Origin of the sequence: Caballeronia fortuita, from assembly GCF_001544835.2 — a bacterium.
Classification (GTDB): domain Bacteria; phylum Pseudomonadota; class Gammaproteobacteria; order Burkholderiales; family Burkholderiaceae; genus Caballeronia; species Caballeronia fortuita.
The window spans coordinates 264,495-289,277 of the sequence record NZ_FCNX02000010.1 but is presented as its reverse complement, the minus strand read 5'-3'; the positions used below and the strand labels follow the sequence as shown (position 1 = coordinate 289,277).

General features: G+C 64.6%; 24 protein-coding genes and 2 tRNA genes. 13 read left to right on the top strand and 13 right to left on the bottom strand.

The genetic code is table 11. The features are described from left to right. Positions 1-153 precede the first annotated feature (153 nt). The 3 genes from AWB77_RS20780 to AWB77_RS20770 form a co-directional block, all read right to left on the bottom strand. Complete coding sequence (locus AWB77_RS20780; RefSeq protein WP_061136318.1) at positions 154-975, bottom strand: helix-turn-helix transcriptional regulator; 822 nt, start codon at positions 973-975, stop codon at positions 154-156. Positions 976-1,031: 56 nt separating this feature from the next. Continuing rightward, positions 1,032-1,508, bottom strand: a complete 477-nt coding sequence (locus tag AWB77_RS20775; protein ID WP_061136317.1) for a CreA family protein — start codon at positions 1,506-1,508, stop codon at positions 1,032-1,034. Positions 1,509-1,807: 299 nt separating this feature from the next. Next, the gene (locus AWB77_RS20770; RefSeq protein ID WP_061136316.1) at positions 1,808-2,551 is read right to left on the bottom strand and encodes a FadR/GntR family transcriptional regulator; all 744 of its coding nucleotides are present in this window, start codon (positions 2,549-2,551) and stop codon (positions 1,808-1,810) included. A gap of 110 nt (positions 2,552-2,661) precedes the next feature. Between AWB77_RS20770 and AWB77_RS20765 the strand changes: the two genes are divergently transcribed. Genes AWB77_RS20765 through AWB77_RS20755 form a run of 3 tightly spaced genes read left to right on the top strand, consistent with a single transcriptional unit; the run spans position 2,662 to position 5,371 of the window. Continuing rightward, on the top strand, positions 2,662-3,405 hold the full coding sequence (locus tag AWB77_RS20765) for a (Fe-S)-binding protein (RefSeq protein WP_061136315.1): 744 nt from the start codon (positions 2,662-2,664) through the stop codon (positions 3,403-3,405). Continuing rightward, entirely contained in the window at positions 3,402-4,793 is a 1,392-nt protein-coding gene (locus AWB77_RS20760) for a lactate utilization protein B (RefSeq protein WP_061136314.1), read from the top strand. The genes AWB77_RS20765 and AWB77_RS20760 overlap by 4 nt, the downstream gene beginning before the upstream one ends. Continuing rightward, positions 4,790-5,371, top strand: coding sequence for a LutC/YkgG family protein (locus AWB77_RS20755; RefSeq protein WP_061136313.1), 582 nt, complete (start codon positions 4,790-4,792; stop codon positions 5,369-5,371). Before AWB77_RS20760 ends, AWB77_RS20755 begins: the two co-directional genes overlap by 4 nt. Positions 5,372-5,375: 4 nt before the next feature. Here the strand turns inward: AWB77_RS20755 and lpxO are convergent, their stop codons facing one another. From lpxO to fdxA, 4 genes are all read right to left on the bottom strand, one after another. Further along, complete coding sequence (gene lpxO / locus AWB77_RS20750; protein ID WP_061136312.1) at positions 5,376-6,278, bottom strand: lipid A hydroxylase LpxO; 903 nt, start codon at positions 6,276-6,278, stop codon at positions 5,376-5,378. A 179-nt stretch (positions 6,279-6,457) separates the two neighbouring features. Further along, positions 6,458-6,533: transfer RNA gene (locus AWB77_RS20745), tRNA-Asn, on the bottom strand. Between the two features lie 78 nt (positions 6,534-6,611). After that, positions 6,612-6,687 (bottom strand) — tRNA-Asn (locus AWB77_RS20740). A gap of 126 nt (positions 6,688-6,813) precedes the next feature. Continuing rightward, on the bottom strand, positions 6,814-7,137 hold the full coding sequence (gene fdxA, locus AWB77_RS20735) for a ferredoxin FdxA (protein ID WP_061136311.1): 324 nt from the start codon (positions 7,135-7,137) through the stop codon (positions 6,814-6,816). Positions 7,138-7,428: 291 nt separating this feature from the next. Between fdxA and pncB the strand changes: the two genes are divergently transcribed. The 5 genes from pncB to AWB77_RS20710 all read left to right on the top strand — a co-directional run bounded on the left by pncB (position 7,429) and on the right by AWB77_RS20710 (position 13,293). After that, the gene (gene pncB / locus AWB77_RS20730) at positions 7,429-8,619 is read left to right on the top strand and encodes a nicotinate phosphoribosyltransferase (RefSeq protein ID WP_061136310.1); all 1,191 of its coding nucleotides are present in this window, start codon (positions 7,429-7,431) and stop codon (positions 8,617-8,619) included. Positions 8,620-8,753: 134 nt separating this feature from the next. Continuing rightward, entirely contained in the window at positions 8,754-9,425 is a 672-nt protein-coding gene (locus tag AWB77_RS20725) for a LutC/YkgG family protein (RefSeq protein WP_061136376.1), read from the top strand. Between the two features lie 5 nt (positions 9,426-9,430). After that, on the top strand, positions 9,431-10,843 hold the full coding sequence (locus tag AWB77_RS20720; RefSeq protein WP_061136309.1) for a sodium:proton antiporter: 1,413 nt from the start codon (positions 9,431-9,433) through the stop codon (positions 10,841-10,843). A gap of 9 nt (positions 10,844-10,852) precedes the next feature. Next, positions 10,853-11,836 (top strand): 2-hydroxyacid dehydrogenase, encoded by a 984-nt coding sequence (locus AWB77_RS20715; protein WP_061136308.1) that lies wholly within the window; start codon positions 10,853-10,855, stop codon positions 11,834-11,836. Beyond that, entirely contained in the window at positions 11,833-13,293 is a 1,461-nt protein-coding gene (locus AWB77_RS20710) for a DNA recombination protein RmuC (RefSeq protein ID WP_061136307.1), read from the top strand. The genes AWB77_RS20715 and AWB77_RS20710 overlap by 4 nt, the downstream gene beginning before the upstream one ends. 13 nt (positions 13,294-13,306) lie before the next feature. Here AWB77_RS20710 and AWB77_RS20705 read toward each other — a convergent pair whose 3' ends face one another. The 6 genes from AWB77_RS20705 to AWB77_RS20680 form a co-directional block, all read right to left on the bottom strand. After that, positions 13,307-13,726, bottom strand: a complete 420-nt coding sequence (locus AWB77_RS20705) for a GNAT family N-acetyltransferase (RefSeq protein ID WP_063936530.1) — start codon at positions 13,724-13,726, stop codon at positions 13,307-13,309. 56 nt (positions 13,727-13,782) lie between these two features. Next, complete coding sequence (locus AWB77_RS20700) at positions 13,783-14,058, bottom strand: hypothetical protein (protein ID WP_061136305.1); 276 nt, start codon at positions 14,056-14,058, stop codon at positions 13,783-13,785. A gap of 66 nt (positions 14,059-14,124) precedes the next feature. Then, entirely contained in the window at positions 14,125-15,429 is a 1,305-nt protein-coding gene (gene moeA / locus AWB77_RS20695) for a molybdopterin molybdotransferase MoeA (protein ID WP_061136304.1), read from the bottom strand. Between the two features lie 114 nt (positions 15,430-15,543). Further along, complete coding sequence (gene mobA, locus AWB77_RS20690) at positions 15,544-16,098, bottom strand: molybdenum cofactor guanylyltransferase MobA (protein WP_374728705.1); 555 nt, start codon at positions 16,096-16,098, stop codon at positions 15,544-15,546. 82 nt (positions 16,099-16,180) lie between these two features. Then, positions 16,181-17,287, bottom strand: a complete 1,107-nt coding sequence (gene moaA, locus AWB77_RS20685) for a GTP 3',8-cyclase MoaA (protein ID WP_061136303.1) — start codon at positions 17,285-17,287, stop codon at positions 16,181-16,183. Between the two features lie 215 nt (positions 17,288-17,502). Beyond that, positions 17,503-20,850, bottom strand: coding sequence for an Rne/Rng family ribonuclease (locus AWB77_RS20680; RefSeq protein WP_061136302.1), 3,348 nt, complete (start codon positions 20,848-20,850; stop codon positions 17,503-17,505). 482 nt (positions 20,851-21,332) lie between these two features. Here AWB77_RS20680 and AWB77_RS20675 point away from each other — a divergent pair, with 482 nt between their 5' ends. From AWB77_RS20675 to AWB77_RS20655, 5 genes are read left to right on the top strand one after another with little or no spacing between them, the layout of a single operon-like run. Beyond that, a complete protein-coding gene (locus tag AWB77_RS20675) occupies positions 21,333-21,770 on the top strand; it encodes a hypothetical protein (protein ID WP_157694846.1) in 438 nt (145 codons plus the stop codon). Further along, complete coding sequence (locus AWB77_RS20670; RefSeq protein ID WP_061136300.1) at positions 21,763-22,761, top strand: RluA family pseudouridine synthase; 999 nt, start codon at positions 21,763-21,765, stop codon at positions 22,759-22,761. Before AWB77_RS20675 ends, AWB77_RS20670 begins: the two co-directional genes overlap by 8 nt. After that, the gene (locus AWB77_RS20665) at positions 22,762-23,421 is read left to right on the top strand and encodes an HAD-IA family hydrolase (RefSeq protein ID WP_061136299.1); all 660 of its coding nucleotides are present in this window, start codon (positions 22,762-22,764) and stop codon (positions 23,419-23,421) included. Next, positions 23,418-23,792 carry a Rieske (2Fe-2S) protein gene (locus AWB77_RS20660; protein ID WP_061136298.1) on the top strand — a complete coding sequence of 125 codons (375 nt, stop codon included), beginning with the start codon at positions 23,418-23,420 and terminating at the stop codon, positions 23,790-23,792. Before AWB77_RS20665 ends, AWB77_RS20660 begins: the two co-directional genes overlap by 4 nt. A gap of 25 nt (positions 23,793-23,817) precedes the next feature. Beyond that, positions 23,818-24,780: a S49 family peptidase gene (locus AWB77_RS20655; protein ID WP_061136297.1), complete on the top strand. Its 963-nt coding sequence runs from the start codon at positions 23,818-23,820 to the stop codon at positions 24,778-24,780. Positions 24,781-24,783 lie beyond the last annotated feature (3 nt).

Sequence of the window (24,783 nt, the reverse complement as noted above, 5' to 3'; positions counted from 1 at the left end):
GATGGTGTCGCGTGCGCCGGCGGCGAATTCGCGCAAAGGTGTTGCTTTCAAGATGTCCTCCTATGGAAGCGAGGATACGCAAAACGCCGATGAACGCGCTTGTACGTTCTTGCGCTTTGTCGATTGTCAGATCGGCGGATCAGCGCAAGCGCGTCAGCGCCAGCGGCCGGGCGGAACGCCGAACGTGCGCTTGAAATGACGCGTGAAATGGCTCTGGTCCGCGAAGCCGCTCGCCGCCGCGACATCGGTGACCGACGCGCCCGCGCGCAACGCCGGCAGCGCGCGCACGATACGCATCTGATTGCGCCATGCGTGCGGCGCGAGACCGGTTTCGCGCGTGAAAAGGCGCGCGGCGTGGAACGTCGAGAGACCGACAGTCTGCGCGAGTTCGGCGAGCGTGACGGGTTCGAGCAGGTCATCGGCGAGGCGGGATTTCATCGTCGAGACGCGGCGTGCGTCGGCGGCGACCGGGGCGATCTCGGGACGCGCGAGCGCGTGGCGGCCGAGCAGCGTCGTCACGGCATCGACGAGCGCGAGTTCCGCGGCGAGCGGATCGGCGGCTTGCTCCAGCAGACGATGCGCGATAGAGAGCCGGCGCGCGAGATCGGCGTCGCGGATGATCTCATCGGGGAACCACGGCGACGATCCGGGCCGGCCCGACATGTCTCGCGCGATAGTCTCGACGAACGGCACCGGCAGATAGAACACGCGATAACGCCAGCCCGCATCCACGGCCCGCGCGCCGGTATGCACTTCGCCGGGATTGATGACCGGCACCGAGCCGGCTTCGGCCACATGATGCGAGCCGCGATAGTCGAAACATTCCGCGCCGGCCTCGATCACGGGCACCGTGTAGGCGTCGTGCCAGTGCGGCGAGAACGCGTGATCGTAGTACTCGGCCGTGACCATGTCCGCGTCCGGCACGAGCGGCGAGCGCCAGTAGCGTGCGGCGTTGCGGAAACGGTCGGCGTTCATGATCGGAAGCTGTCGAGGCAGGCGGAATCGGACAGTCTACAACGATGCGCCGCGCGTCACTTCACCGGGATAGTCGTGCCCTCGGGCACCGGCACCGCCGTGACGCTGTTCTTCGGGCTGCCGGTCGCGATGCGGTCGCTGTAGGTCAGATAGACGAGCGTGTTGCGTTTCGTATCGACGACGCGCACCACATGCAGCGTCTTGAAGATGAAGGACATGCCAGCGGAGAACACGTCGGTTTTCTGCTTGAGCGGCTGTGTGAACCTGATCGGCCCGACCTGACGGCACGCGATCGACGCTTCGGTCGGATCTTCGGCGATGCCCAGCGTGCCTTTCACGCCGCCCGTGCGCGCGCGCGACACGTAGCACGTCACGCCCTGGACGAGCGGATCGTCGTAAGCGTCGACAGTCACGCGGTCGGAGCCGGTGAAACGAAAGTTGGTATTTACGCTCGCGATTTCCTCCGCGTGCGCGAGTCCCGCGCCGGTGAGAACTGCGAACGAAGCGGCGAGGGCGAGAGCGGAGCGTTTCATCGTCGTATGCAGGAAAAGAGAAAGGGCGTCGTATTGTATCGACGCCCTTGCTTTTTCGATGCATCTCGCACTCGCATGCGGTCAATGGAAGATCAGATAAAGAATCACCAGAACGATGACCGGAACGCCGAGCAACCATCCGAGCAGGTAAGGCATTTTGTCCTCCTTCGCGTGTTGTTTTAGACGGTTCCAGTATCGCGAGGAAGCGGGGCGCGCGTTAGCCGTGCGCGTCCGAAAGCTGTGTAGGCGATGTCCTATCATCACTTTCTCGCAGCTTACAGATTCGTAATGTGAATACGTCACGCGGCCCGGTTGCGCCTCGCCGGAAGATCGCGGTACAGCGTGCGCACGTAGTCCAGGTGCGCGCCTGCGCATTCGCGCGCGCGTGCCGGATCGCGCGCGACGATCGCATCGAAGATCGCGCGATGCTGCGTCATCAAGTTCGCTTCGACGTCGTCGTCGTAATCGACGAGACGGTGCGATGTCAGCATCGATTCGCGCACGAGTTCGTTGAGGCCGTGCATCACATGCGTCAGCGCGACGTTGTGCGTCGCGTCCGCGATCGCAAGATGGAACGCCGCGTCCTTTTCCGCGATTCGCGTGCTCTTCTCCGCGACGGCGTTCTGCAGCGCGTCGAACGCGGCGGCGATGCGCGCAAGATCGGCATCGGTCGCGCGCTCGGCGGCGTAGGCGGTCGAGAGCGTTTCGAGGCCGTGGCGCAGTTCGAGGACATCGGCGCTCGCGTTCGGCTGCTGTTCGAGCAAGGCGGCGAGCGGATGCGACACGAGCGGCGCCGTCACGTCCGATACGACAAAACCACCGCGCCCAACCGCGCGTATGAAGCCGTCCGATTCCAGCCGAATCAGCGCCTCGCGCAACGACGGACGGGACACGTTCAACTGCTCCGCGAGATCGCGTTCGGCGGGCAGACGCTGGCCGGGCAGCAGCGCGCCGCTCGATATCAGCTCGCGGATCTGTCCGGACACGACATCGGAGAGGCGCACGCGGGCGTAGGAATGCGCATGGACGGGCTGAAAAGTCATCGTTCGACGTGAATGCGTGGTGAAAGCCGGGGGAATGCCCGAGTTTGACACGAATCGGGCATCTCTTTAAAGTCTTGGTCAGACCAAGCTTACCAATCGCCGAATCCGTCATGAAAGTTGCCCTGTTCGTTCCGTGTTTCATCGACGCTTTCTATCCGCAAATCGGCATCGCCACGCTGGAATTGCTCGAACGGCTGGGCGTGGATGTCGACTATCCGCAGGATCAGACCTGCTGCGGCCAGCCGATGGCCAATAGCGGCGCGCACAAGGACGCGGCCGGCGCCGAGCGCGTCTTCGCCCGCAACTTCGCGGACTACGATTACGTCGTCGGACCGTCGGCGAGTTGCACGCATCACGTGCGCGAGCATTTCACCGCGATCGAGCAGACGAGCGCGGTGCAGAAGGTGCGCCGTAATACGTTCGAACTCGTCGAGTTTCTTCACGATGTGCTGAAGGTGCGCGCGTTTCCGTGGGCCGAATTCCCGCACAAGGTCGGGCTGCACAACAGTTGCAGCGCCGTGCGGCATCTGCGCGAGACATCGAATTCGGAAGTGGCGGGCACGCCGTTCTCGAAGCCGCGCGCGCTGCTCGAAGGCGTGAAGGGCATCGAGTTCGTCGCGCCCGCGCGTCCCGACGAATGCTGCGGTTTCGGCGGCACGTTCTCGGTGACCGAAGAGGCCGTCTCCGTGCGCATGGGGCAGGACAAGGTACGCGATCACGTCGGCGCGGGCGCGGAGTACATCGTCTCGGGCGACATGTCGTGTCTCATGCATCAGCAAGGCTGCGCCGAGCGCATGAAAGCCGATGCGAAGTTCATCCATATCGCGCAGGTTCTGAACGGAGCGCGCGCATGAGCAAGAGCGTACGAATCGATCACGCGAAGGCGGCGGGCGCGTTTCTGCAGAAGCCGGATCACGTCGCGTTCCATGACAAGCGTCTTTGGGACTTGCGCAGCAAGCGCGACGCGCAGGCGCACGGCATTCCCGAATGGGAGACGATGCGCGATCTCGCATCGGCGATCAAGGAACATACGCTGTCCAATCTCGCCGATTACATCGCGCAGTTCGTCGATCAGGCGGAGAAGAACGGCGTCGTCGTGCACTTCGCGGCGAACGCCGAGGAGCACAACGCGCTCGTCTACCAGTTGATGAGCGAGCGCGGCATGACCTCGCTCGTGAAGAGCAAGTCGATGCTCACCGACGAGTGCTACATGCGCGACTATCTGGAGCCGCGCGGCATCACGGTGATGGAAACCGATCTCGGCGAACGCATCCAGCAGCTCGATCATCAGGACCCGAGTCACATGGTCGTGCCCGCCGTGCACAAGCTGCGCGCGGACGTGGCGGAACTGTTCGGCAAGACCATCGGCACCGATCCGCACAACAGCGACATCCACTATCTCGCGGAAAGCCAGCGCATGAACACGCGGCCGTATTTCGTGCGCGAGAAGACGGCCGGCATGACCGGGTGCAATTTCGCGGTCGCGGAGACGGGAACGGTGGTCGTATGCACGAACGAGGGCAACGCGGATTTGTCGGCGAACGTACCGCCGCTGCATATCGCGTCGATCGGCATCGAAAAGATCATTCCGACGATCGCCGATCTAGGCGTTTTCGTGCGGATGCTGTCGAGAAGCGCGCTCGGCTCGCCGATTACGCAGTACACGTCGCACTTTCGCGCGCCGCGTCCGGGCACGGAGATGCACTACATCCTCGTCGATAACGGCCGCTCCGAGCGTCTCGCGATGGACGACTTCTGGTTCTCGCTCAAGTGCATCCGCTGCGGCGCGTGCATGAATACGTGTCCGGTGTATCGGAGGAGCGGCGGGCTGTCGTATGGCGGCACGTATTCGGGGCCGATCGGCGCCATCATCAATCCGACGCACGATCTGAAGCGCTACAGCGCGCTGCCGTTCGCCTCGACGATGAACGGCAGCTGCACGAACGTGTGTCCCGTTAAGGTGAACATCCACGAGCAGATTTACAAGTGGCGCGAAGTCATCGCCGAAAAGCACGAGGTGCCGTTCGTGAAGCAGGAAGTGCTGAAGATGGCGGGGCGTCTGCTCGCGAGCCCGACGCTTTATCGCGCGACGGTCGCATCGCTCGGCGGCGCGCTGAAGCGTCTGCCCAACTTCGTGCTCTACAACCCGCTCAACATCTGGGGACGCGGGCGCGATCTGCCCGAAGCGCCCGCCGAGACTTTCCACGAGTGGTACAAGAAGAACAGGAAGCCCGATCAATGACGACTCGCGACGCTTTTCTGGCGAAGATTCGCGCGGCGCAGCCCGCAGCGCGCCCGCGCCCCGACGTGCCTGTCTTCCCCGCGCCCGAAGGCGATCTGAAGGCGCGCTTTACCGCCGCGCTGACGGCGATGGGCGGAACGTGCGTCGAAGCGGCCAGTCTGGACGACGTGAACGCGCTGATCTCGTCGCGCTTCGCCGATGCGAAGGTGATCGCATCGGCGGTGCCGGGCGTCGGCGGCACGCGGCCCCTTTCGTCCGACACCGTTCCCGCATCCCTCCAGGATGTCGACGTGGGCATCGTGCGAGGGCGCTTCGGCGTCGCGGAAACGGGCTCGGTGTGGTTCAGCGAGCGCGAGTACGTGGTGAATTCGATCGGCTATCTGTCGCAGCATCTCGTCGTGCTGCTCGATCCCGCGCTGCTCGTCGAAGGCTTGCAGCAAGTGTATCGACGGGACGATTTCGAATCGGCGCGCTATGCGGTGCTCGTGACCGGACCATCGGCGACGGCGGATATCGAAGGCGTGCTGATTCGCGGCGCGCAGGGCGTGCGCTCGCTGACCGTCGTGTGGCTCGCATGAAGTCTCAGTGCTTCCAGAAAATCGCGACGGCAATGCCGCCGAACAGCAGCCACTTCACGATGTAGTAGACCGTCCGGTTCCACGCCTTCAGGCGCTTGCCGACGAGCCGGACGGAATATAGATACTTGAACGCGCGATTCAACCCGCCGGTGCGGTCGCCGATTTCGTTCGGCGAGGCGGCGGCGCGCATCAGAAAACCGCCGACGACATGATTGAATGCCTGCGCCCAGCGGTATTTCATCGGCCGCTCGATGTCGCAGAAGAGAATGATGCGGTCCTTGTCCGTCCGGTTCTCGGCCCAGTGCAGATAGGTTTCATCGAAGACGACCGCCTCGCCGTCGCGCCACGAATAACGCTCGCCATCGACGACGATCGCGCAGCCGTCTTGGTTCGGCGTGACGAGCCCGAGGTGATAGCGCAGCGAACCCGCGTACGGATCGCGATGCAGCGTCAGCGTGCCGCCGGGCGGAAGCATCGCGAACATGGCGGCCTTGACGGTCGGGATGGTCTGCAGGATCGCGAGCGTGTTCGGGCACATCGCGACCGCGGACGGATGCGGACGGTCATACCACTTGAGATAGAAGCGCCGCCAGCCGCGCCGGAAGAAAGAATTGAAGCCGATGTCGTTGTACTTGTCCGCCGCCTGGATTTTGCTCGCTTCGTGCAGCGCGAGGGCTTCGGCGCGGATCGTTTCCCATTGCGCGCCGAGCGGCGCGAGTTCGGGAAAGAGCGACGGCTGCAGATAGGGCGTCGAGGGCACGCGCGAGAACAGATAGACGAAGCCGTTCAGCGGCGACATGAACGTCGAATGATCTGAAAGTTGCCGGAAGAAGCCGTGCCGGACTTTGCCGCGCCAGTGCGTATAGGCCGCACACGCGATAAAGATGAACAACAAAAGCCAGCGCATGTCGTTGCTCCTTCTTGCTCGATCGCTGCCATCTGTCTGCTTTTGGAAATTATGCGGCGGCTGCCAAAAGACTGCTTAAACGACTGAACGCGAAGCGTTCCGACAGCGGCGTAAAAGGTCGAGAGGGCGCAAAAACAAAAAGCCCAGTCGCATTGACTGGGCTTTTGGCTGAAGCTCTTTGGCTCCCCGACCTGGGCTCGAACCAGGGACCTACGGATTAACAGTCCGGCGCTCTACCGACTGAGCTATCGGGGAACAACTGATACATCTGCAACTGAGAAAAAAACCCAGCCGATCGACTGGGTTCTTTTAAAACCGACTTGCTGGAGTTCTTGGCTCCCCGACCTGGGCTCGAACCAGGGACCTACGGATTAACAGTCCGGCGCTCTACCGACTGAGCTATCGGGGAACATCTACAGCAGAGAAGCGAAATTATAGGGGGCGATTTCGCGCGTGTCAACGATCAAACTTCATTCGATATGACACGCGATACAACTTTGCACCAGGCGCTAGTGCCGCCCCGAGTATCGCTGAATCAGCGTTCGAGCAGGTTCAGCTTTTCCTTGACGTCCTTGAACTCGTCCGCTTCGGGCAGCGATCCCTTGGTCTTCGTGATGCTCGGCCAGTTGCGCGCGAGTTCCGCGTTGAGTTCGGTGAAGTGCTGCTGATCTCCGGGGACATCTTCTTCGGCGTAGATCGCATTGACCGGGCACTCGGCCACGCAAACGGCGCAGTCGATGCACTCGTCCGGATCGATCGCGAGAAAGTTGGGACCTTCGCGGAAGCAATCCACCGGGCACACGTCCACGCAATCGGTGTACTTGCACTTGATGCAGCTTTCGGTCACAACGTGAGTCATTCAGGCTCCTGCATGCGGAATTCGTGGGGGCGGCGCCCTGGGCGGCTGCGTAGGCCGGGAGGTGCGTCTGCCGAAACGCATATTGTAGCGTAACGGTAAAAGCGGGCACGAGCCGCACGAAGCGCGCTTTATATTGATTCGTGATTTATGTATGCACGGCTCCGCAAATGGGTGGCGCATGGTCATCCCTTCGCGCACATTCGGGTAACATGGCCCTAAAGGCATGAGGCTTCGCGCCGGCGGCAAGGCCAGAGCGCGCGGTCCATTCGCGTGGATGTTCCCGTCAGAACCATGATCATCAATTCGCTGCTCGACACCGACCTCTACAAGTTCACGATGATGCAGGTGGTGCTGCATCACTTCCCGGCGGCGCACGTCGAATATCGCTTTCGCTGCCGCACGCCGAACGTCGATCTCGTGCCGTACATCGACGAGATCCGCGACGAAGTGCGCCAGCTCTGCAACCTGCGCTTCAAGGAAGAAGAGCTGGACTATTTGCGGCGCATGCGCTTCATCAAGAGCGACTTCATCGACTTCCTCGCGCTCTTTCATCTGAACGAGAAGTCCATCCGCATCGCGCCGTCGCCGAAGAAGAACGGCGAGATCGACATCGAGATCGAAGGGCCGTGGCTGCACACGATTCTCTTCGAGATTCCGGTGCTCGCGATCGTCAACGAGGTCTACTTCCGCAACACGCAGCGCAAGCCCGAGTACGAGACCGGCCGCGAGCGCCTGCGCGACAAGATCAAGCTGCTCGCCACGCCGCCTGAATATTCCGATTGCAAGATTGCCGACTACGGCACGCGCCGCCGCTTTTCCGGGCAATGGCACGAGGAAGTCGTGCTGACGCTGAAGGAAAAGCTCGGCGCGCAATTCGCCGGCACGAGCAACTGCTTTTATGCGATGAAGCACGGCCTTCGACCGCTCGGCACGATGGCGCACGAGTATCTTCAGGCCTGTCAGGCGCTGGGCCCGCGTCTGCGCGACTCGCAGATCTTCGGCTTCGAGATGTGGGCGAAGGAATATCGCGGCGACCTCGGCATCGCGCTGTCTGACGTCTACGGCATGAAGGCGTTCCTGCGCGACTTCGACATGTACTTCTGCAAGCTCTTCGACGGCGCGCGCCACGACTCCGGCGATCCCTTCGACTGGGGCGAGCGCCTCATCCGGCATTACGAGGAAAACCGCTGCGACCCGCGCACGAAGGTGCTCGTCTTCTCCGACGCGCTCGATATCCCGAAGGTGCTGCAACTATACGAGCGCTTTCGCGGCCGTTGCCAGCTCGCATTCGGTGTCGGCACGAATCTAACCAACGATCTCGGTTATCAGCCGCTGCAGATCGTCATCAAGATGGTTCGCTGCAACGGTCAGCCGGTCGCGAAACTTTCGGATTCGCCCGGCAAGAACATGTGCGACGACAAGGCGTATCTCGCCTATCTGCGCCAGGTCTTCGGCATCGAGCAGCCGGTCGGCGACGACTGAGCGACGCGCGTTCGTGCATCCGGCCTATGCCGTTCGGCCGAGGTTCGCGTGCCGGGGCCGCTCGCTATAATTCGAACGCGTCGCCGGCCTGTGCGGCGCACGAATGTCAGGCACGCCAATACGAGGACGGCACCATGGATACATCGGCCGCGCGCCGCAATATTCTCGCGCGCATTCGCAGCGCGCAGGGCCGTCGCGGCACCGCCACGGATGCCGAACGCGAGGCCGCGCAAGCGTATGTCGAGCGGCATCCGGCAGGTCCGCGTCCGCCGTTGCCTCAGTCGCGCGACGAGCTGATCGCACGCTTCACGCTCGAAGCCGAGCGTCTGTCCACGACCGTCGCTGAAGTCGAAGCGCTCGTCGACGCGCCCGCCGAAGCCGCGCGCTATCTCCAATCGCTGAATCTTCCAGTCGATGCCGTCGCGTGGCCGGCGCTCGTCGGTCTTCCGTGGACGCAAGCGGGTATTCAGGCGGCGTTTCGCAAGCCCGCCGACGCCGATCTGGTCGGCATCACCGGCTGTTTCTGCGCAACGGCCGAAACCGGTTCGCTCGTGCTGCTTTCGGGCGGCGAGACGCCCGCATCCGGCGCGCTCCTGCCGCAGACGCACATCGCGATCGTGCCTGCATCGCGCATCGTCGCGGCGCATGAAGACGCTTTCGCGCTGATGCGCGCCGAGCGGGGCGAGCTGCCGCGCGCGGTGAACTTCGTGTCGGGGCCGTCGCGCACCGGCGATATCGAGCAGACCATCGTGCTCGGCGCGCATGGGCCGTATCGCGTGCATGTGATCGTCGTGCGGGGAGCGTGAGTCAGATGCGGCGTCTGGTTTTTTGCGCGCCATGCGCAATGCTGGCGCTGATCGCGGCGCCAGCCGCCGCCGCGATGCCCGACGGCGCGACGCTGCCCGCGACGTGGAGCATTCCGTTCGTCGGCATTCTGCTGTCCATCGCGATGTTTCCGCTCGTCGCGCCGAAGCTCTGGCATCACCACTACGGCAAGATCGCGGCCGCGTGGGCGATCGCGTTTCTTGCGCCGTTCGCGCTTGCCTTCGGATTCGGCGCGGCGGGCAGCGTGCTCGTCCACGCGATGCTCGAAGAGTACGTGCCGTTCATCGTTTTGCTGGCGTCGCTCTATACGGTCGCGGGCGGCATATGCGTGCGCGGCAATCTGCACGGCTCCGCGCGTCTGAACACCGGCCTGCTCGCGCTCGGCACTGCGCTCGCGAGCGTCATGGGCACGACCGGCGCGGCCATGCTGCTGATCCGTCCGCTTCTGCGCGCGAACGACAATCGCAAGCATGTCGTGCACGTCGTCGTGTTCTTCATCTTCCTTGTCGCGAACGCGGGCGGCTCGCTCACGCCGCTCGGCGATCCGCCGCTGTTCCTCGGCTTTCTGAACGGCGTCGGCTTCTTCTGGACGACACTGCATCTCGCGCTGCCGATGCTCTTCGTCTGCGCCATCCTCCTCGCGGTCTTCTATGCGCTCGACACGTACTACTGGCGCCGCCACGACACGCGGTCCACGTTTCTCGATCCGACGCCCGACTCGCCGCAGCTCGGCATCGACGGCAAGATCAACTTCGCGCTGCTCGCGGTGATCGTCGTGCTCGTGCTGATGAGCGGCGTGTGGAAGCCCGCCATCGCGTTCGATGTGTTCGGCACGCATGTCCAGTTGCAGAACCTCGTGCGCGACGTGCTGCTCGTCGCCGTGCTGCTGGCTTCGCTCGTTCTCACGCCGAAAAGCGCGCGCGCGGGCAACGCGTTCGCCTGGGCGCCCATCGCGGAAGTGGCGAAGCTGTTTGCGGCCATCTTCATCACCATCGCGCCCGTCATCACGATCCTGCGCGCGGGCGAGGCGGGCGCGTTCGCGGGCATCGTGCGGGCGGTGTCGGACGCGCAGGGCAAGCCCGTCGACATCGCGTATTTCTGGGCGACCGGCCTCTTGTCCTCGTTTCTCGACAACGCGCCGACCTACCTCGTCTTCTTCAATCTCGCGGGCGGCGATGCCCGCGCGCTCATGACCACCGACGCCACGACGCTCGCCGCCATCTCCGCGGGCGCGGTTTTCATGGGCGCGAACACGTATATCGGCAACGCGCCGAATTTCATGGTGAAGGCGATCGCGGAATCGCGCGGCGTGCGCATGCCGAGTTTCTTCGGCTTCATGGCGTGGTCCGGCGTGATTCTCTTGCCGCTTTTCGCCGTTATGGGCTGGCTATTTTTCTAGGAGCAACCGATGAAGAAGAAAGTGCTGGTAGCGCGTCCCACCTTTCCCGATGTGATCGAGCGCCTGCAACAGTATTTCGATGTCGACGTGAATCGCGGCGACGTGCTCCCGCAGGAAGAATTCGCGCGCCGTCTCGCCGACAAGGACGGCGCCTTCACGGCGGGCGAATCGGTCGGCGACAAGGAACTGGCGGGCGCGCCGAATCTGAAGGTCGTGTCGAACATGGCGGTCGGCTACAACAACTTCGACATGCACGCGTTCGACGCGCATGGCGTGCTCGGCACCAACACGCCGAACGTGCTGAACGAAACCACCGCCGATTTCGGCTGGGCGCTGATGATGGCGGCAGCGCGGCGCGTCACCGAATCCGAACATTTCCTGCGCGCGGGCAAATGGGAGAAATGGTCCTTCGATTCGTTCCTCGGCACCGATGTGTACGGCTCGACGCTCGGCGTGATCGGCATGGGGCGCATCGGGCAGGCGCTCGCTCGGCGGGCGGCCGGCTTCAACATGCGCGTGATGTATCACAACCGCTCGCGGGTCGCGCAGGAGATCGAACGCGAGCTGAACGCCGAGTATGCGTCGAAGGAAGACTTGCTCAGGCGCGCGGATCATGTCGTGCTCGTCGTGCCTTATTCGAAGGAGAGCCATCACACGATCGGCGCGCCCGAGCTCGCGCTGATGAAGCCGACGGCAACGCTCACGAATATCGCGCGCGGCGGCATCGTCGACGATGCGGCGCTGATCGCGGCCTTGCGCGACAAGCGCATCGCGGCTGCAGGCGTCGATGTCTTCGAGGGCGAGCCGAAGTTCAATCCGGATTTCCTGCTGCTCGACAACGTCGTGCTGACGCCGCATATCGCGAGCGCGACGGAAGCCACGCGCCGCGCAATGGCCAATCTCACGGCCGACAACCTCATCGCCGCGCTCGGTGAAGGACCGCGCGCCGGCAATCCGCCGAACCCGATCAATCCGGACGTACTGAAGAAATGATGGAATTGCTGGTTGGCGCGCTCGCCGTGCTGGCGATCGCGCTGGTAATCGCGCTCGTCGCGCTCGTCATGTCGATGCGGCGCAACTCGAACGCGGTCATCTTCGACGAGTTCGAAGCGCTCACCGACCGCGTCAACGACATGGGCGAGGCCCACGCGCGCGCGCAGGAGCGGCTCGAACGCGGGCTGCGCGGCGATATCGCGGAGAGCGCGCGCGTGTCGCGGATGGAATCGCAAAGCGGCTTCACGCAATTCCATCAGACTTTGTCGACGCAACTGGCGAACATGTCGAACGTGCAGAACGCGCAGTTCGATGCGCTCGCGCAGCAACTCGCGCAACAGAGCCAGCAGGCGCGCGAGGAGCAGGGCAATGCACTCAAGCGCTTCGCCGATTCGATCTCGCTGCATCTCGCGCAGTTGTCCGAAGCGAACGAGCGGCGGCTCGGCGAAGTCCGCGCGACACTCGAAGCGCGCCTGAAGGACATCGAGGCCAACAACGCGACGAAGCTCGAGGAAATGCGGCGCACCGTCGACGAGAAGCTTCACGCGACGCTGGAGCAACGGCTCGGCGAATCGTTCAGGCTCGTGTCGGAGAGGCTCGAGCAGGTGCATCGTGGGCTCGGCGAGATGCAGACGCTTGCTGCGGGCGTCGGCGATCTGAAGAAAGTGCTGACCAACGTCAAGACGCGCGGCATCTGGGGCGAAGTGCAGCTCGAAGCGCTGCTGGAGCAGTTGCTGACGCCCGACCAGTACGCGAAGAACGTCGCGACGATTCCGAAGAGCAACGAGCGCGTCGAGTTCGCGGTCAGGCTGCCGGGTCGTCACGACGCGCCTGGCGCGCCGGGCGATGCGGCCACGCCCGTCTGGCTGCCGATCGACGCGAAGTTTCCGCGCGAAGACTACGAACGCCTGATCGATGCGCAGGATCGCGCGGACCCGGTGGGCGTCGAGGATGCGTCGCGCGCGCTGGAAGGCCGTTTGCGCGCGGAAGCGAAGTCGATCGCGCAGAAATATGTCGCGCCGCCCTACACGACCGACTTCGCGCTGCTTTTCCTGCCGACCGAAGGGCTCTACGCCGAAGTGCTGCGCCGTCCGGGCCTGACCGATTCGTTGCAGCGCGAGTTCCGCGTGACCGTCGCCGGGCCGACCACGCTGACCGCGCTCCTCAACAGCTTGCAGATGGGCTTTCGCACGCTCGCCATCGAGAAGCGTTCGAGCGAGGTGTGGCAGGTGCTCGGCGCGGTGAAGACCGAGTTCGGCAAGTTCGGCGACGTGCTGGCCAAAACCAAGTCGCAGCTCGAAACCGTCACGCGATCGATCGAATTGGCGCAGACGCGCACGCGGCAGATGGGCAAGCGCCTGCGCGATGTCGAGGCGTTGCCGGGAGAACAGGCGGCGGGGTTGCTGGGCGATGTCCTCGGCGATGCGTCATCGCCCGAAGGCGACGACGAGCCTTGAACTGAAAGACGCGTTACGAGGCGAGGCGTTCGAGCGGCTCGCCCGTCACGCGCACGATGCGCCAGTCGGGCAGCACCGTCGCGCCCATCTTCTCGTAGAAGTCGATGGCATTCTGGTTCCAGTCGAGCACCGACCACTCGAAGCGGCCGCACTGACGCTCGACCGCGAGCGCGGCGAGTTGCTTCAGCATCAGCGTGCCGAGACCGCTGCCGCGCATCGACGGACGCACGTAAAGATCTTCGAGATACAGGCCGCGCTTGCCGAGGAAGGTCGAGAAGTTCTGGAAGAAAAGCGCGTAGCTGACGACTTCGCCTTCGACTTCCGCGACGAGCGCTTCGGCCGCCGGACGCGCGCCGAACAGCGCGTCATGCACGCCTTCTTCCGTCGCGATGAACAGGTGCGTGAGCTTCTCGAACTCCGCGAGTTCGTACATCAGCGCGAAAATCGCGGCGACGTCGGCGGGCGTGGCCGCGCGAATGAGCGGGGCGCTCACGCTTCCTCCGGCGCGTCGGACAACACGATTTCGATGCCGCCGAAGCGCGAGGCCACCCAGTTGTACGCGTGGCACGCGATCCACAGCAGGATGAAGCCGAGAATCGCGTTGAGCAGCAGCGCGCTCGTGACCGTGCTCACTTCCACCGAGCCGAATCGCACGAACGCGACCACCACGCCGAGCAGCACGATGGGCACGCTGAAGGTCAGATACACGAGGATCAGCGCCTTGGCAGTCTGTCCCGGTGCGATGAATGAGATCTGCTTTTTCATGGAAGGAAAGCCCCGTCTATCGATGTAGGAATGTTTGCACTGGCGACATCCGTTTGTGACGCCAGATCAGATCAGGCCGTCGAACGGCACGATTTCGACTTCGTCGCCGGCATCGACGTCGCCGCGCGCGTGTTCGAGCACGATGAAGCAGTTGGCATTGCTCATCGAACTCAGCACGCCGGAACCCTGCGGGCCAGTCGTGACGACGCGATAGCGGCCTTCTTCGTCGCGCGTTGCGATGCCGCGCTGGAATTCGGTGCGGCCGGCGCGCTTTTTCATCGGCTCGGCGGCGCGCGCGCGAACGACCGTGAGCGGTGCGCGCGTCGCGCCCGACATCGCCAGCAGCGCCTCGCGCACGACGAAGTAGAACGTTGCCATCACCGCGACCGGATTGCCCGGCAAGCCGAAGAACAGCGCCGATTCGCCCGTGCCCGCGCGTTCGCCCGACCAGAGGCGGCCGAACGCGAGCGGGCGGCCCGGGCGCATCGCGATCTTCCAGAAGGCGACGTCGCCGAGCGAATTCATCAGCTCGCGCGTGAAGTCCGCATCGCCGACGGACACGCCGCCCGAACTGATGACGACATCGGCGCTTTGCGTCGCCTGGCGCAGCGCCTTTTCGAGCGACGCGCGGTCGTCGCGCACGATGCCGAGATCGACCGTGTGCACGCCGAGCCGTTTGAGCATCGCGAAGAGCGTGTAGCGATTGCTGTCGTAGAGGCTGCCGGCGTCCAGCGGTTCGCCGACCGAGCGCAATTCGTCGCCCGTCGAAAAGAACGCGACGGTTATGCGCTTGCGGACTGAAACTTCGCCGATGCCGAGCGATGCGAGCGAACCAAGGTCCGATGCACGCACGACGCGTCCCGCGAAAAGCGCGGGCTTGCCCTTCGCGAGATCCTCGCCCGAAAGGCGACGGTTCTGGCCCGCGCGGATCGTCGCCGTCGCGAAGCGGATTGCATCGCCTTCGCGCGCGACGAGTTCCTGCGGCACGACCGTGTCGCAGCCCGGCGGAATGAGCGCGCCCGTCATGATGCGCACGCACTGGCCCGCATCCGGCGCGCGCTCGAACGGCCGGCCCGCGAGCGCGGTGCCCGCGACCGTCAGATCGACCGTCGCATCGCCGCGCGAGAGCACTTCGCCGGAAAACGCGTAGCCGTCCATCGCGGAATTATCGTATGCGGGCACGTCGATGGGCGAGATCACGTCCTCGGCGAGCACGCGGTCGAGCGCGTCATGCAGGCCCACGCGCTCGACTTTCGTATCCCGCGCGCGCGGCAAGGCCCACTGACGCACGATTTCCTGCGCCGCATCGACGGGCAGCGCATTCGGATCGTAGTGGGCGACGCAGGCGGAAAATTCCTTGGGCGTGGTCATGAATCTGCGTGGAACGCGGCCGGTGTCCGGCGAAGGAGCAGCCTCGAGGCCGCGCGGTGGTTGAGCGCCCGCGGTAGCGGACGTGAACATGAACGAACTGTCGAGTCGAATGAATCAGCGGCGTTGCAGATCGGCAAGCTGCTGTAAATCATTGATATTGTAAAACGCGCGTTCGTCGTGAAATCGGACTTCCAGCGCCTTGTGGCGCGCGTACCACGCGCGGACCTTGCGTTCTCCGGCGTCGAGCCAGGCGTCGAGATCGTCGGCGAGCGACGCGCGCAGAAGCGCGAAAACCGGATGCGCCGTGACCTCGCCCGACGCATCGATTGTTGCCGCATACGCAACGCTGCCGCCGTGCGTGTCGAGCGATTGCATCAGCGCAGCGCCGATGTGTGCGTCGAGGAACGGGGCGTCGCACGGCGCGGTGAGGACGAATTCGGTCGAGGCGGCGTGCAGCGCGGCGGCAATGCCGGCGAGCGGTCCAGGATAGTCCGCCCGCGCATCGGTGACGACGCGCGCTCCGAACGGTGCGCCGATGCGCTCGTATTCTTCGATCGACCGGTTTGCGCTGATCAGCACCGCGCCCGCCTGGGGCGCGATGCGCCGCAGCACGTGCAGGGCGAGCGGCTCGCCGTGGAAGTGCTGCATGCCTTTGTCGACGCCGCCCATGCGCGAGCCGCGCCCGCCCGCGAGCACGAGCGCGGTAACGCTGGACGATGTATGGATGATCGGCACGAACGATCCGCTGCGCTCAGCCGCCGATGTAGGACATCTCGACGCGACGCGCATCCTCGCGCGACGGCGCCGATGCGCTGCCGCGCAGTTGCGAGTAGCGGTCGCCCCGCGCTTCCCAGATACGCGCGATGGCAGTGGCGACGTCCTCGTCGCTGGCGCCGCTGCGGATCAGCCCGCGCAGATCGTGACCGGCCACGGCGAAAAGGCAGAGGTAGAGCTTGCCTTCCGTCGACAGCCGCGCGCGCGTGCACGAGTCGCAGAACGCGCGCGTCACGCTGGAGATGACGCCGATTTCACCGCCGCCGTCCCGATACGCCCAGCGCTGCGCGGTTTCCGCAGCGGTGTGGGCTTCGAGCGGTTCCAGCGGAAAGTGCGCGCCGATGCGCTCGATCACCTGCGCCGACGGCAGCACTTCGCTCATGTTCCAGCCGTTCGACGCGCCGACATCCATATATTCGATGAAGCGCAGGACCGCGCCGCTGCCTTTGAAGTGGCGCGCCATCGGCACGATTTCCTGGTCGTTCGTGCCGCGCTTCACGACCATGTTCACCTTGATCGGATCGAGCCCAGCGGCCTGCGCCGTTTCGATGCCGTCCAGCACGTCGGCGACGGCGAAATCGGCGTCGTTCATGCGGCGAAAAAGAGCATCGTCGAGGGCGTCGAGACTCACCGTCACGCGCGACAAGCCCGCGTCTTTCAGCGACCGCGCCTTTCGCGCGAGCAGCGAGCCGTTGGTGGTGAGCGTGAGGTCGAGCGGACGGCCTTCGGGCGTGCGCAGGAGCGCAAGCCGCTCGATCAGGAATTCGATGTTCTTGCGCAATAGCGGCTCGCCGCCCGTCAAACGGATCTTCTCGACGCCATGCGCGACGAACACGCGCGCGAGCCGTTCGATTTCCTCGAACGAGAGCAGGGCGGCGTGCGGGAGGAACTGGTAGTCCTTGTCGAACACTTCGCGCGGCATGCAGTACACGCAGCGGAAGTTGCAGCGGTCCGTCACCGAGATGCGCAGATCGCGTAACGGGCGCGCCAGGGTGTCGGTGAGCAACCCGGACGGCGACGCCGCGACGCCGGAAATATCCGGGAGCGCGCTGACATCGGCGAGAGGAATGATGCGTCGGGACATGAGTGCTCGGGGATCGGCTCGGCCGCTGCGGCCTTGTTCGAATAATGGTTGAGTCGTTCCATTCTAGCGGAACCAGGGCTTTGAGACGCGCTGTGACGGAGTCGCGGTTTTCCCGCAGTGGCAAGTTGCCTGGGACAAAAAAAACGCCATCGATATGGAATCGATGGCGTTTTATCTATCCGGTTCGTTGGAGCGAACCGGTCACCCACGCACGCTTAGTGGACGTGCTTGCTGGTTTCCACTTGCTGCATCGGCGTGGTGTCGGCCGGCGGAAGCGCCTTGCGCTCGCGCGGCACGCGCGCCGCTGCCGGCTCGCGCGCGGCGGCTGCGTTCGCTTCGCGCAGCTTGCCTTCGTCGGTGTTCACCCAGACGAGGCCCGCGCGCTCCAGCATCGGTTGCAGGGCTTCGGCTGCGATCGGCGTCGACGTCGCGGGCGCGGCGGGAGCGGCAGGCTTCACCGGCTCTTCGACGATGGCGGCCGGCGCTTCTGCTTGCGCTTGCGCGCTTGCAACCGGCGTCACCGGTTCGACGGCCGTCGCTTCCGGCGTCGGCGCGACTGCCGCCGTTTTCACCGGCTCGGCGATCTCGGCGGGCGCGTCGGATACGGCTGCGACAGGCTCGACGTGCTCGACTTTTTCGACGTGCTCGACGTGCTCGACGTGCGCCGGCTGTGTTTCCACCGGCTTCGGCTCTTCGGATGCGACAGGCGCGGGTGCGAACGGATCGGCCGAACTCGTCTCGGCAACCTTCGGCGACGGTCCAAACGGATTTTCGACCGCCGGCGCCGGAGCGGGCTTGGCGAAGAGATCGAAGTTCGTCGGCTCGGGCGATTGCGCCTTCAGTTCGAACGGCTCGGTTTCGGCGGCCTTGGCGACCGGTGCTTCTTCCGTTGCTGCGGTTGCGGCGGGCGCTTGTTCATGCGCCTTGGCCTCGACTGGCTGAGCAAAGGTCTGTTCCGCAGGCTGCGTCACCGATTGCTCGACCGGCTGCGGCGCGGCAGGGCGCGTTTCGCGACGCGCGGCCGCTTCCTGCGCGGCTTCCGCATCGAACACGCCGACTTGCGCCGAGACGCTTTCCGCCGAACCTTCCGCTTCCGCGACATCGGCCGCGTGATTCACCGTCATGCCATCTTCATCGCGCTCGCGACGACCGCCGCGACGGCCACGACGACGGCGACGGCGCTCTTCGCCATCGCGTGCGGCAGCCTGATCGGCTGCTGCGTCGATGCCGGCCAGTTGCGCATCGGCGTTGGCTTGCGCCGTTTCGACGATCTCCGACGGCACCGTTTCGCCCTGCGTCAGTGCTTCGACGGCGGCTTCCGGTTGCGGCTTGCGACGCTCGCCACGTTCCGCGCGATCCGGCCGCTCACCACGCTCGGCGCGTTCGCCACGCTCGGCGCGTTCGCCACGGTCGGGGCGCTCGCGGCGTTCCTGACGTTCGGCGCCTTCCGGACGCGGTGCGCGTTCGGCGTTGCGATCGCGCGCTTCACGCGGCTCGCGTGCCTCGCGCGGTTCGCGTGCTTCACGTGCTTCGCGGCCTTCACGCGGCTCGCGTGCCTCACGCGGTTCACGAGCCTCGCGCGGCTCGCGGACTTCGCGCAGCTCACGCCCTTCACGGCCGCCGCGCGCTTCGCGGTCTTCACGACGGCCACCCTGGCGCGCCGTGCCATTGCCGCCCGGCGCCGCGCCTGCTGCCGCGCCTTCGCGTCCGGGGCCGCCACTGCGGCGATTGCGGTTGCGATCGCCGCCGCCCGTGCGTTCACCGCGCTCGCGCGGTGCGCGCGTGGCCGGTTGCGCCTCGACCGGTGCCGGTGCGGGCGCCGCTGCGGGCTGGATGCCGAACAGATTCTTGATCCACGCGATGAAACCGCCGCTCGCGGCGACCGGCGCCACGACGGGCGCGGCTTCCACCGGCGCGGGCTTCACGGGCGCGCTCGGCGCGGGCTTTTCGGGCGTGATGCCCTTTACGGCCGCTTCCTGCTTCGGCTTCACTTCCTCGGTGCGCTTGCTGTAGCCGGTCTCCGACTCCAGTTCGCTCGCCGCTTCGACGGCCATCTTCCACGACGCGCGCGGATCGTCCAGACGTGCATCGTCGTGACGCAGGCGTTCCAGCTTGTAATGCGGCGTCTCGAGATGCTTGTTCGGGATCAGAACGACGTTGACCTTGAAGCGCGACTCGATCTTGTTGATTTCCGAGCGCTTTTCATTCAGCAGGAAGGCGGTCACCTCGACCGGCACCTGGCAATGGATCGCCGCGGTGTTTTCCTTCATCGCTTCTTCCTGAATGATCCGCAGCACTTGCAGCGCGGACGATTCGGTATCGCGGATATGGCCCGTGCCGTTACAACGCGGGCACGTCACGTGGCTGCCTTCGGAGAGCGCCGGACGCAGGCGCTGACGCGACAGTTCCATCAGGCCGAAGCGCGAAATCTTGCCCATCTGTACGCGGGCGCGGTCGTGCTTCAGCGCGTCTTTCAGACGCTGCTCGACTTCGCGCTGGCTCTTGGCCGACTCCATGTCGATGAAGTCGATCACGATCAGGCCGCCGAGATCGCGCAGACGAAGCTGACGCGCGACTTCGTCGGCGGCTTCGAGATTGGTGCGCGTCGCGGTTTCCTCGATGTCCGCGCCCTTGGTCGCGCGCGCCGAGTTCACGTCGATGGCGACGAGCGCCTCGGTGTGATCGATCACGATCGCGCCGCCCGAGGGCAGCGGCACCGTGCGCGAGTACGCGGTTTCGATCTGATGCTCGATCTGGAAGCGCGAAAAGAGCGGCACGTCGTCGTGATAGCGCTTCACCTTCGAGAGGTTGTCGGGCATCACGATTTCCATGAAGGCGCGCGCCTGATCATGGATGTCGGTCGTGTCGATGAGAATTTCGCCGATATCCGGCTGGAAATAATCGCGAATCGCGCGGATGACGAGGCTCGATTCGAGATAGATCAGCATCGGCTGGCCAGCGATGCCGCTTTGCGACGCGGCTTCGATCGCGCGCCACAGTTGCATCAGGTAGTTCAGGTCCCACTGCAGCTCTTCAGCCGAACGGCCGATACCCGCCGTACGCGCGATGATGCTCATGCCTTCCGGCAATTCGAGCTGCGCCATGGTTTCGCGCAGTTCCTGGCGCTCGTCGCCTTCGATCCGGCGCGAGACGCCGCCGCCGCGCGGGTTGTTCGGCATCAGCACGAGGTAGCGGCCGGCGAGCGAAATGAACGTGGTCAGCGCCGCGCCCTTGTTGCCGCGCTCTTCCTTCTCGACCTGAACGATGAGTTCCTGGCCTTCGCGCAGTGCGTCCTGGATGCGCGCGGAGCGCATCTCGACGCCGTCGCGAAAATACTGGCGGGCGACTTCCTTGAACGGCAGAAAGCCGTGGCGGTCTTCGCCGTAGTTGACGAAGCAGGCTTCGAGCGACGGCTCGATGCGGGTGACGACTCCCTTGTAGATATTGCCTTTGCGCTGTTCGCGCCCGGCGGTTTCGATGTCGATATCGATGAGCTTCTGCCCATCGACGATGGCGACGCGCAATTCCTCTTGCTGCGTCGCGTTAAACAGCATTCGTTTCATGAAACGGCTCCAGAATGGCTCCGTCCTCCCTCATCTTGCGAATCGGCGCCGGTGACTGACGAACGTCAGGCGCGCGAAGCGGGAAGGTGGGCGGGCCACGCTTTTTGTGTGTTGTCACAAAAGCACGCGGAGCGGGACTTCTGGCGGGAGAATTGCCGAAAGCAGGCCGCGGCGCCCGAATCGGGGCGGCCGCGCCGTGGGGCGCATTGCAGAACAACTGCGAGACGTTCGACGTGCCGCACGGCTCGTGGCGAGGATGAACGGCGGCGCTGCGGTTTTCGCGTCTCAAAATGGACGCGCCAAACCGGCTCGCGCTCTTGCAAAGAGCCTGATTCCTCCCAACGGCGGCTGCCGGAAGAGCGGTCTCGCGCAAACGACGCGATGCTTCGTGACCGATCCTCTTTGCTGCCAGCCGCGCCGGCGCGAATCGCGGGCCCCGACTGCACCCGATTGATCCCGGGCGCTCCCGCCGCTACGCGGCCGTGTGTCTCGTCTCGTTTGCGGCGTCGTCGCGCTTCGCAGAAATCAGCGCAGCAGCAGTTTCGCCGGCAGTTGTTCGCAAAACCGGCGAGCGTCGATTTGCCTTTTTCTCCCGCGCGATGGCAGGGTCGATTGAGGCTGGCCTCCGGTTTTGCTGCCGGACGCCGTCGCTTCTCGCCGATAAAATTCTTTTTGACCAAAAATCCGTTACCGTCGGCGATCGACTCGACCGAACGCGCCTGTGGGCGCCGTCCCTGCCGGTGATATCGCCGTGCGTGCAACTTGCTGCTCTCGATTTTCAGGGTGAGCAACCGACCTTGGGCGCAAGTAAAATGATGGTTTATCGCTTGCACCTATACAGTCTGATCAATCTCGGCCGCTGCTTGATCGTAAGCGTCGACCTTTTCAGGCTGCTCGCAAATTATATTCAGAATGAATGAGTTAGGCAAAACATCCCATAAACAGGTCGCAAGCGAACAGGTGTCGATGATCGAAGTCGACGAAACGGCCGCCGGCCAGCGGATCGATAACTTTCTGCTGCGCGTCTGCAAGGGCGTCCCGAAAAGCCATATTTACCGCATTCTCCGAAGCGGCGAAGTGCGCGTGAACAAGGGCCGTATCGACGCGGCGTACCGGCTCGAACTGGGCGATCTCGTGCGCGTACCGCCGATCCGCATCGCGCAGGCCGACGCCGCGCCGGTGTCGTCGAACGCGCCCGCCGCCGAATTCCCGATTCTCTTCGAAGACGACCACATGATCGTCATCGACAAACCTTCCGGCGTCGCGGTGCATGGCGGCAGCGGCGTGGCGTTCGGCGTGATCGAGCAATTGCGCAACGCGCGGCCGCACGCGAAATTCCTGGAACTGGTTCATCGGCTGGACCGGGAGACATCGGGCGTGCTGATGCTCGCCAAAAAGCGCGCCGCGCTCGTCGGGCTGCACGAGCAGATTCGCGAGAGTCGCGTCGACAAGCGCTATTACGCGTGCGGCCACGGCGACTGGCAGAGCGACTGGGGACGCAGGCGCATCGTGAAGGCGCCGCTGCACAAATACGTGGCGGCAGACGGCGAGCGGCGCGTGCGCATCCAGGAGAACGGCTTGCCGTCGCACACGGTCTTCAATCTGATCGAACGCTGGGACGACTACGCCTGGGTCGACGCGGAACTGAAGACCGGCCGCACGCATCAGATTCGCGTGCACATGGCGAGCATCGGACTGCCGATCGCGGGCGACGCCAAATACGGCGATTTCGCGCTGAACAAGGAACTGGCGCGTCCGAGCGCGAAACCGTCGCTGAAGCGCATGTTTTTGCACGCTTATCGTCTGAGAATCACGCATCCGGCAACCGGCGAGCCGCTGCAGTTCGAAGCGCCGCTGCCCGCCGAATGCCGGCGGTTCATCGAACAACTGAAAAACCGAGAGACAGAATAAATGGCGCGGCAGCAATTCGATCTGATCGTTTTCGACTGGGACGGCACATTGATGGATTCGACCGTCCACATCACGCGCAGCATTCAGGCGGCGTGCCGCGACCTCGGGCTGCCGGTGCCCGCCGACGAGTCCGCGAGCTACGTGATCGGCCTTGGCCTGAAGGACGCGCTGCAGATCTGCGCGCCGACGCTCGATCCGTCCGACTATCCGCGCCTCGCCGAGCGTTATCGCTTCCATTTCCTGACGATGGGCCAGAAAACCGAGCTGTTCGACGGCGTGCGCGAACTGCTGCAGGAACTGCGCGATCTCGGCTATTTTCTCGCGGTCGCGACCGGCAAGAGCCGCGTCGGGCTCAATCGCGCGCTGGACGAATCGCGTCTCACGAGCCTTTTCGACGGCACGCGCTGCGCCGACGAAACCTTCTCGAAACCGCATCCCGCGATGCTTCAGGAACTCACGCGCGAACTCGGGCAAGACCTCGGGCGAACGGTGATGATCGGCGACACGACGCACGATCTGCAAATGGCGATCAACGCGGGCGCGGCGGGCATCGGCGTGGGCTACGGCGCGCATCCGGCCGATTCGCTCGCGGCGCTCAAGCCGCAGTTTTGCGCCGACAGCGTCGCGTCGCTCGGCGGCTGGCTGCGGGAGCACGCATGACCGGGCCAGTGCGGGTATGCGCGTCGGATGAACTCGTCGACGGCGGCGCGGGCGTGCGCGTCAACGCAGCCGAAGCGAGCGGCGATGCCGTGGTCTTCTTCGTGCGATACGGCGGCGAGGCGTTCGGCTATCTGAACCGCTGCGCGCACGTGCCGATGGAGCTGGACTGGAACGAGGGCCAGTTCTTCGAAAGCTCGGGCCTATACTTGATGTGCGCGACCCACGGGGCGATCTATGAACCCGACACCGGCAAATGCGTCGGCGGTCCGTGCCGCGGCGCGCGTTTGCGGGCCGTGAAGGTCGAAGAGCGCGACACGCCGGAAGGCCGCGCCGTCTTCTGGCTGCCCGACGACGCGTTGCGTCCCGCCTGATTCCCTTTCTGAACATCCACAACGCATGTCCGACAATCTTCCGCCGCGCAGCAACGACAACTGGGAGCGCGAGGCGCTCGAACGCATCGCGCTTGCCGCCATCCGCGAGCAGCGTGCCGCGCGCCGCTGGCGCATCTTCTTTCGCTTCGTGTTTCTCGGCGTGATCGCGCTGATCGCGTGGGGCATTTTCGATTTCACCGGAGACCGCGTCGCGAAGGCGGGCAAGCACACGGCGCTCATCGACCTGCAAGGCGAAATCTCCGCGAATAGCGATGCCAGCGCCGACAACATCGACGCCGCGCTCCAAAGCGCGTTCGAGGACGAGAACACGGCGGGCGTGATCCTGCGCATCAACAGCCCGGGCGGCAGTCCGGTGCAGGCGGGCATCATCAACGGCGAGATCCGGCGGCTGCGCGCGAAATATCCGAAGACGCCGCTGTACGTGGTCGTCGACGACATGTGCGCGTCGGGCGGGTATTACGTCGCGGCGGCGGCGGACAGGATTTACGTCGACCGGGCGAGCATCGTCGGCTCGATCGGCGTGCTCATGGACGGTTTCGGTTTCACCGGCCTGATGGACAAGCTCGGCGTGCAGCGCCGCATGCACACGTCGGGCGCCAACAAGGGCGCATTCGACCCGTTTTCGCCGGAATCGCCCGCGATGAACGCGCACGCGCAGGACATGCTCGACCAGATTCACACGCAGTTCATCGACGCGGTGAAACTCGGGCGCGGCAAACGTCTGAAGGATAATCCCGATCTCTTTTCAGGGCTGTTCTGGACGGGCGAGAAGAGCGTCGAACTCGGTCTTGCCGATGGCTTTGGCGACGCCAATTACGTTGCGCGCGAGGTCATCAAGCAGCCGGACATCGTCGATTATTCGCAGAAGGAAAGCATCAGCGAGCGCGTGGTGCGGCGCTTCGGCGCTTCCGTGGGCGATGCGGCCGTGCGCGCGCTCACGCTCGGCGGCAAGCTCCAGTTGCGCTGAGTC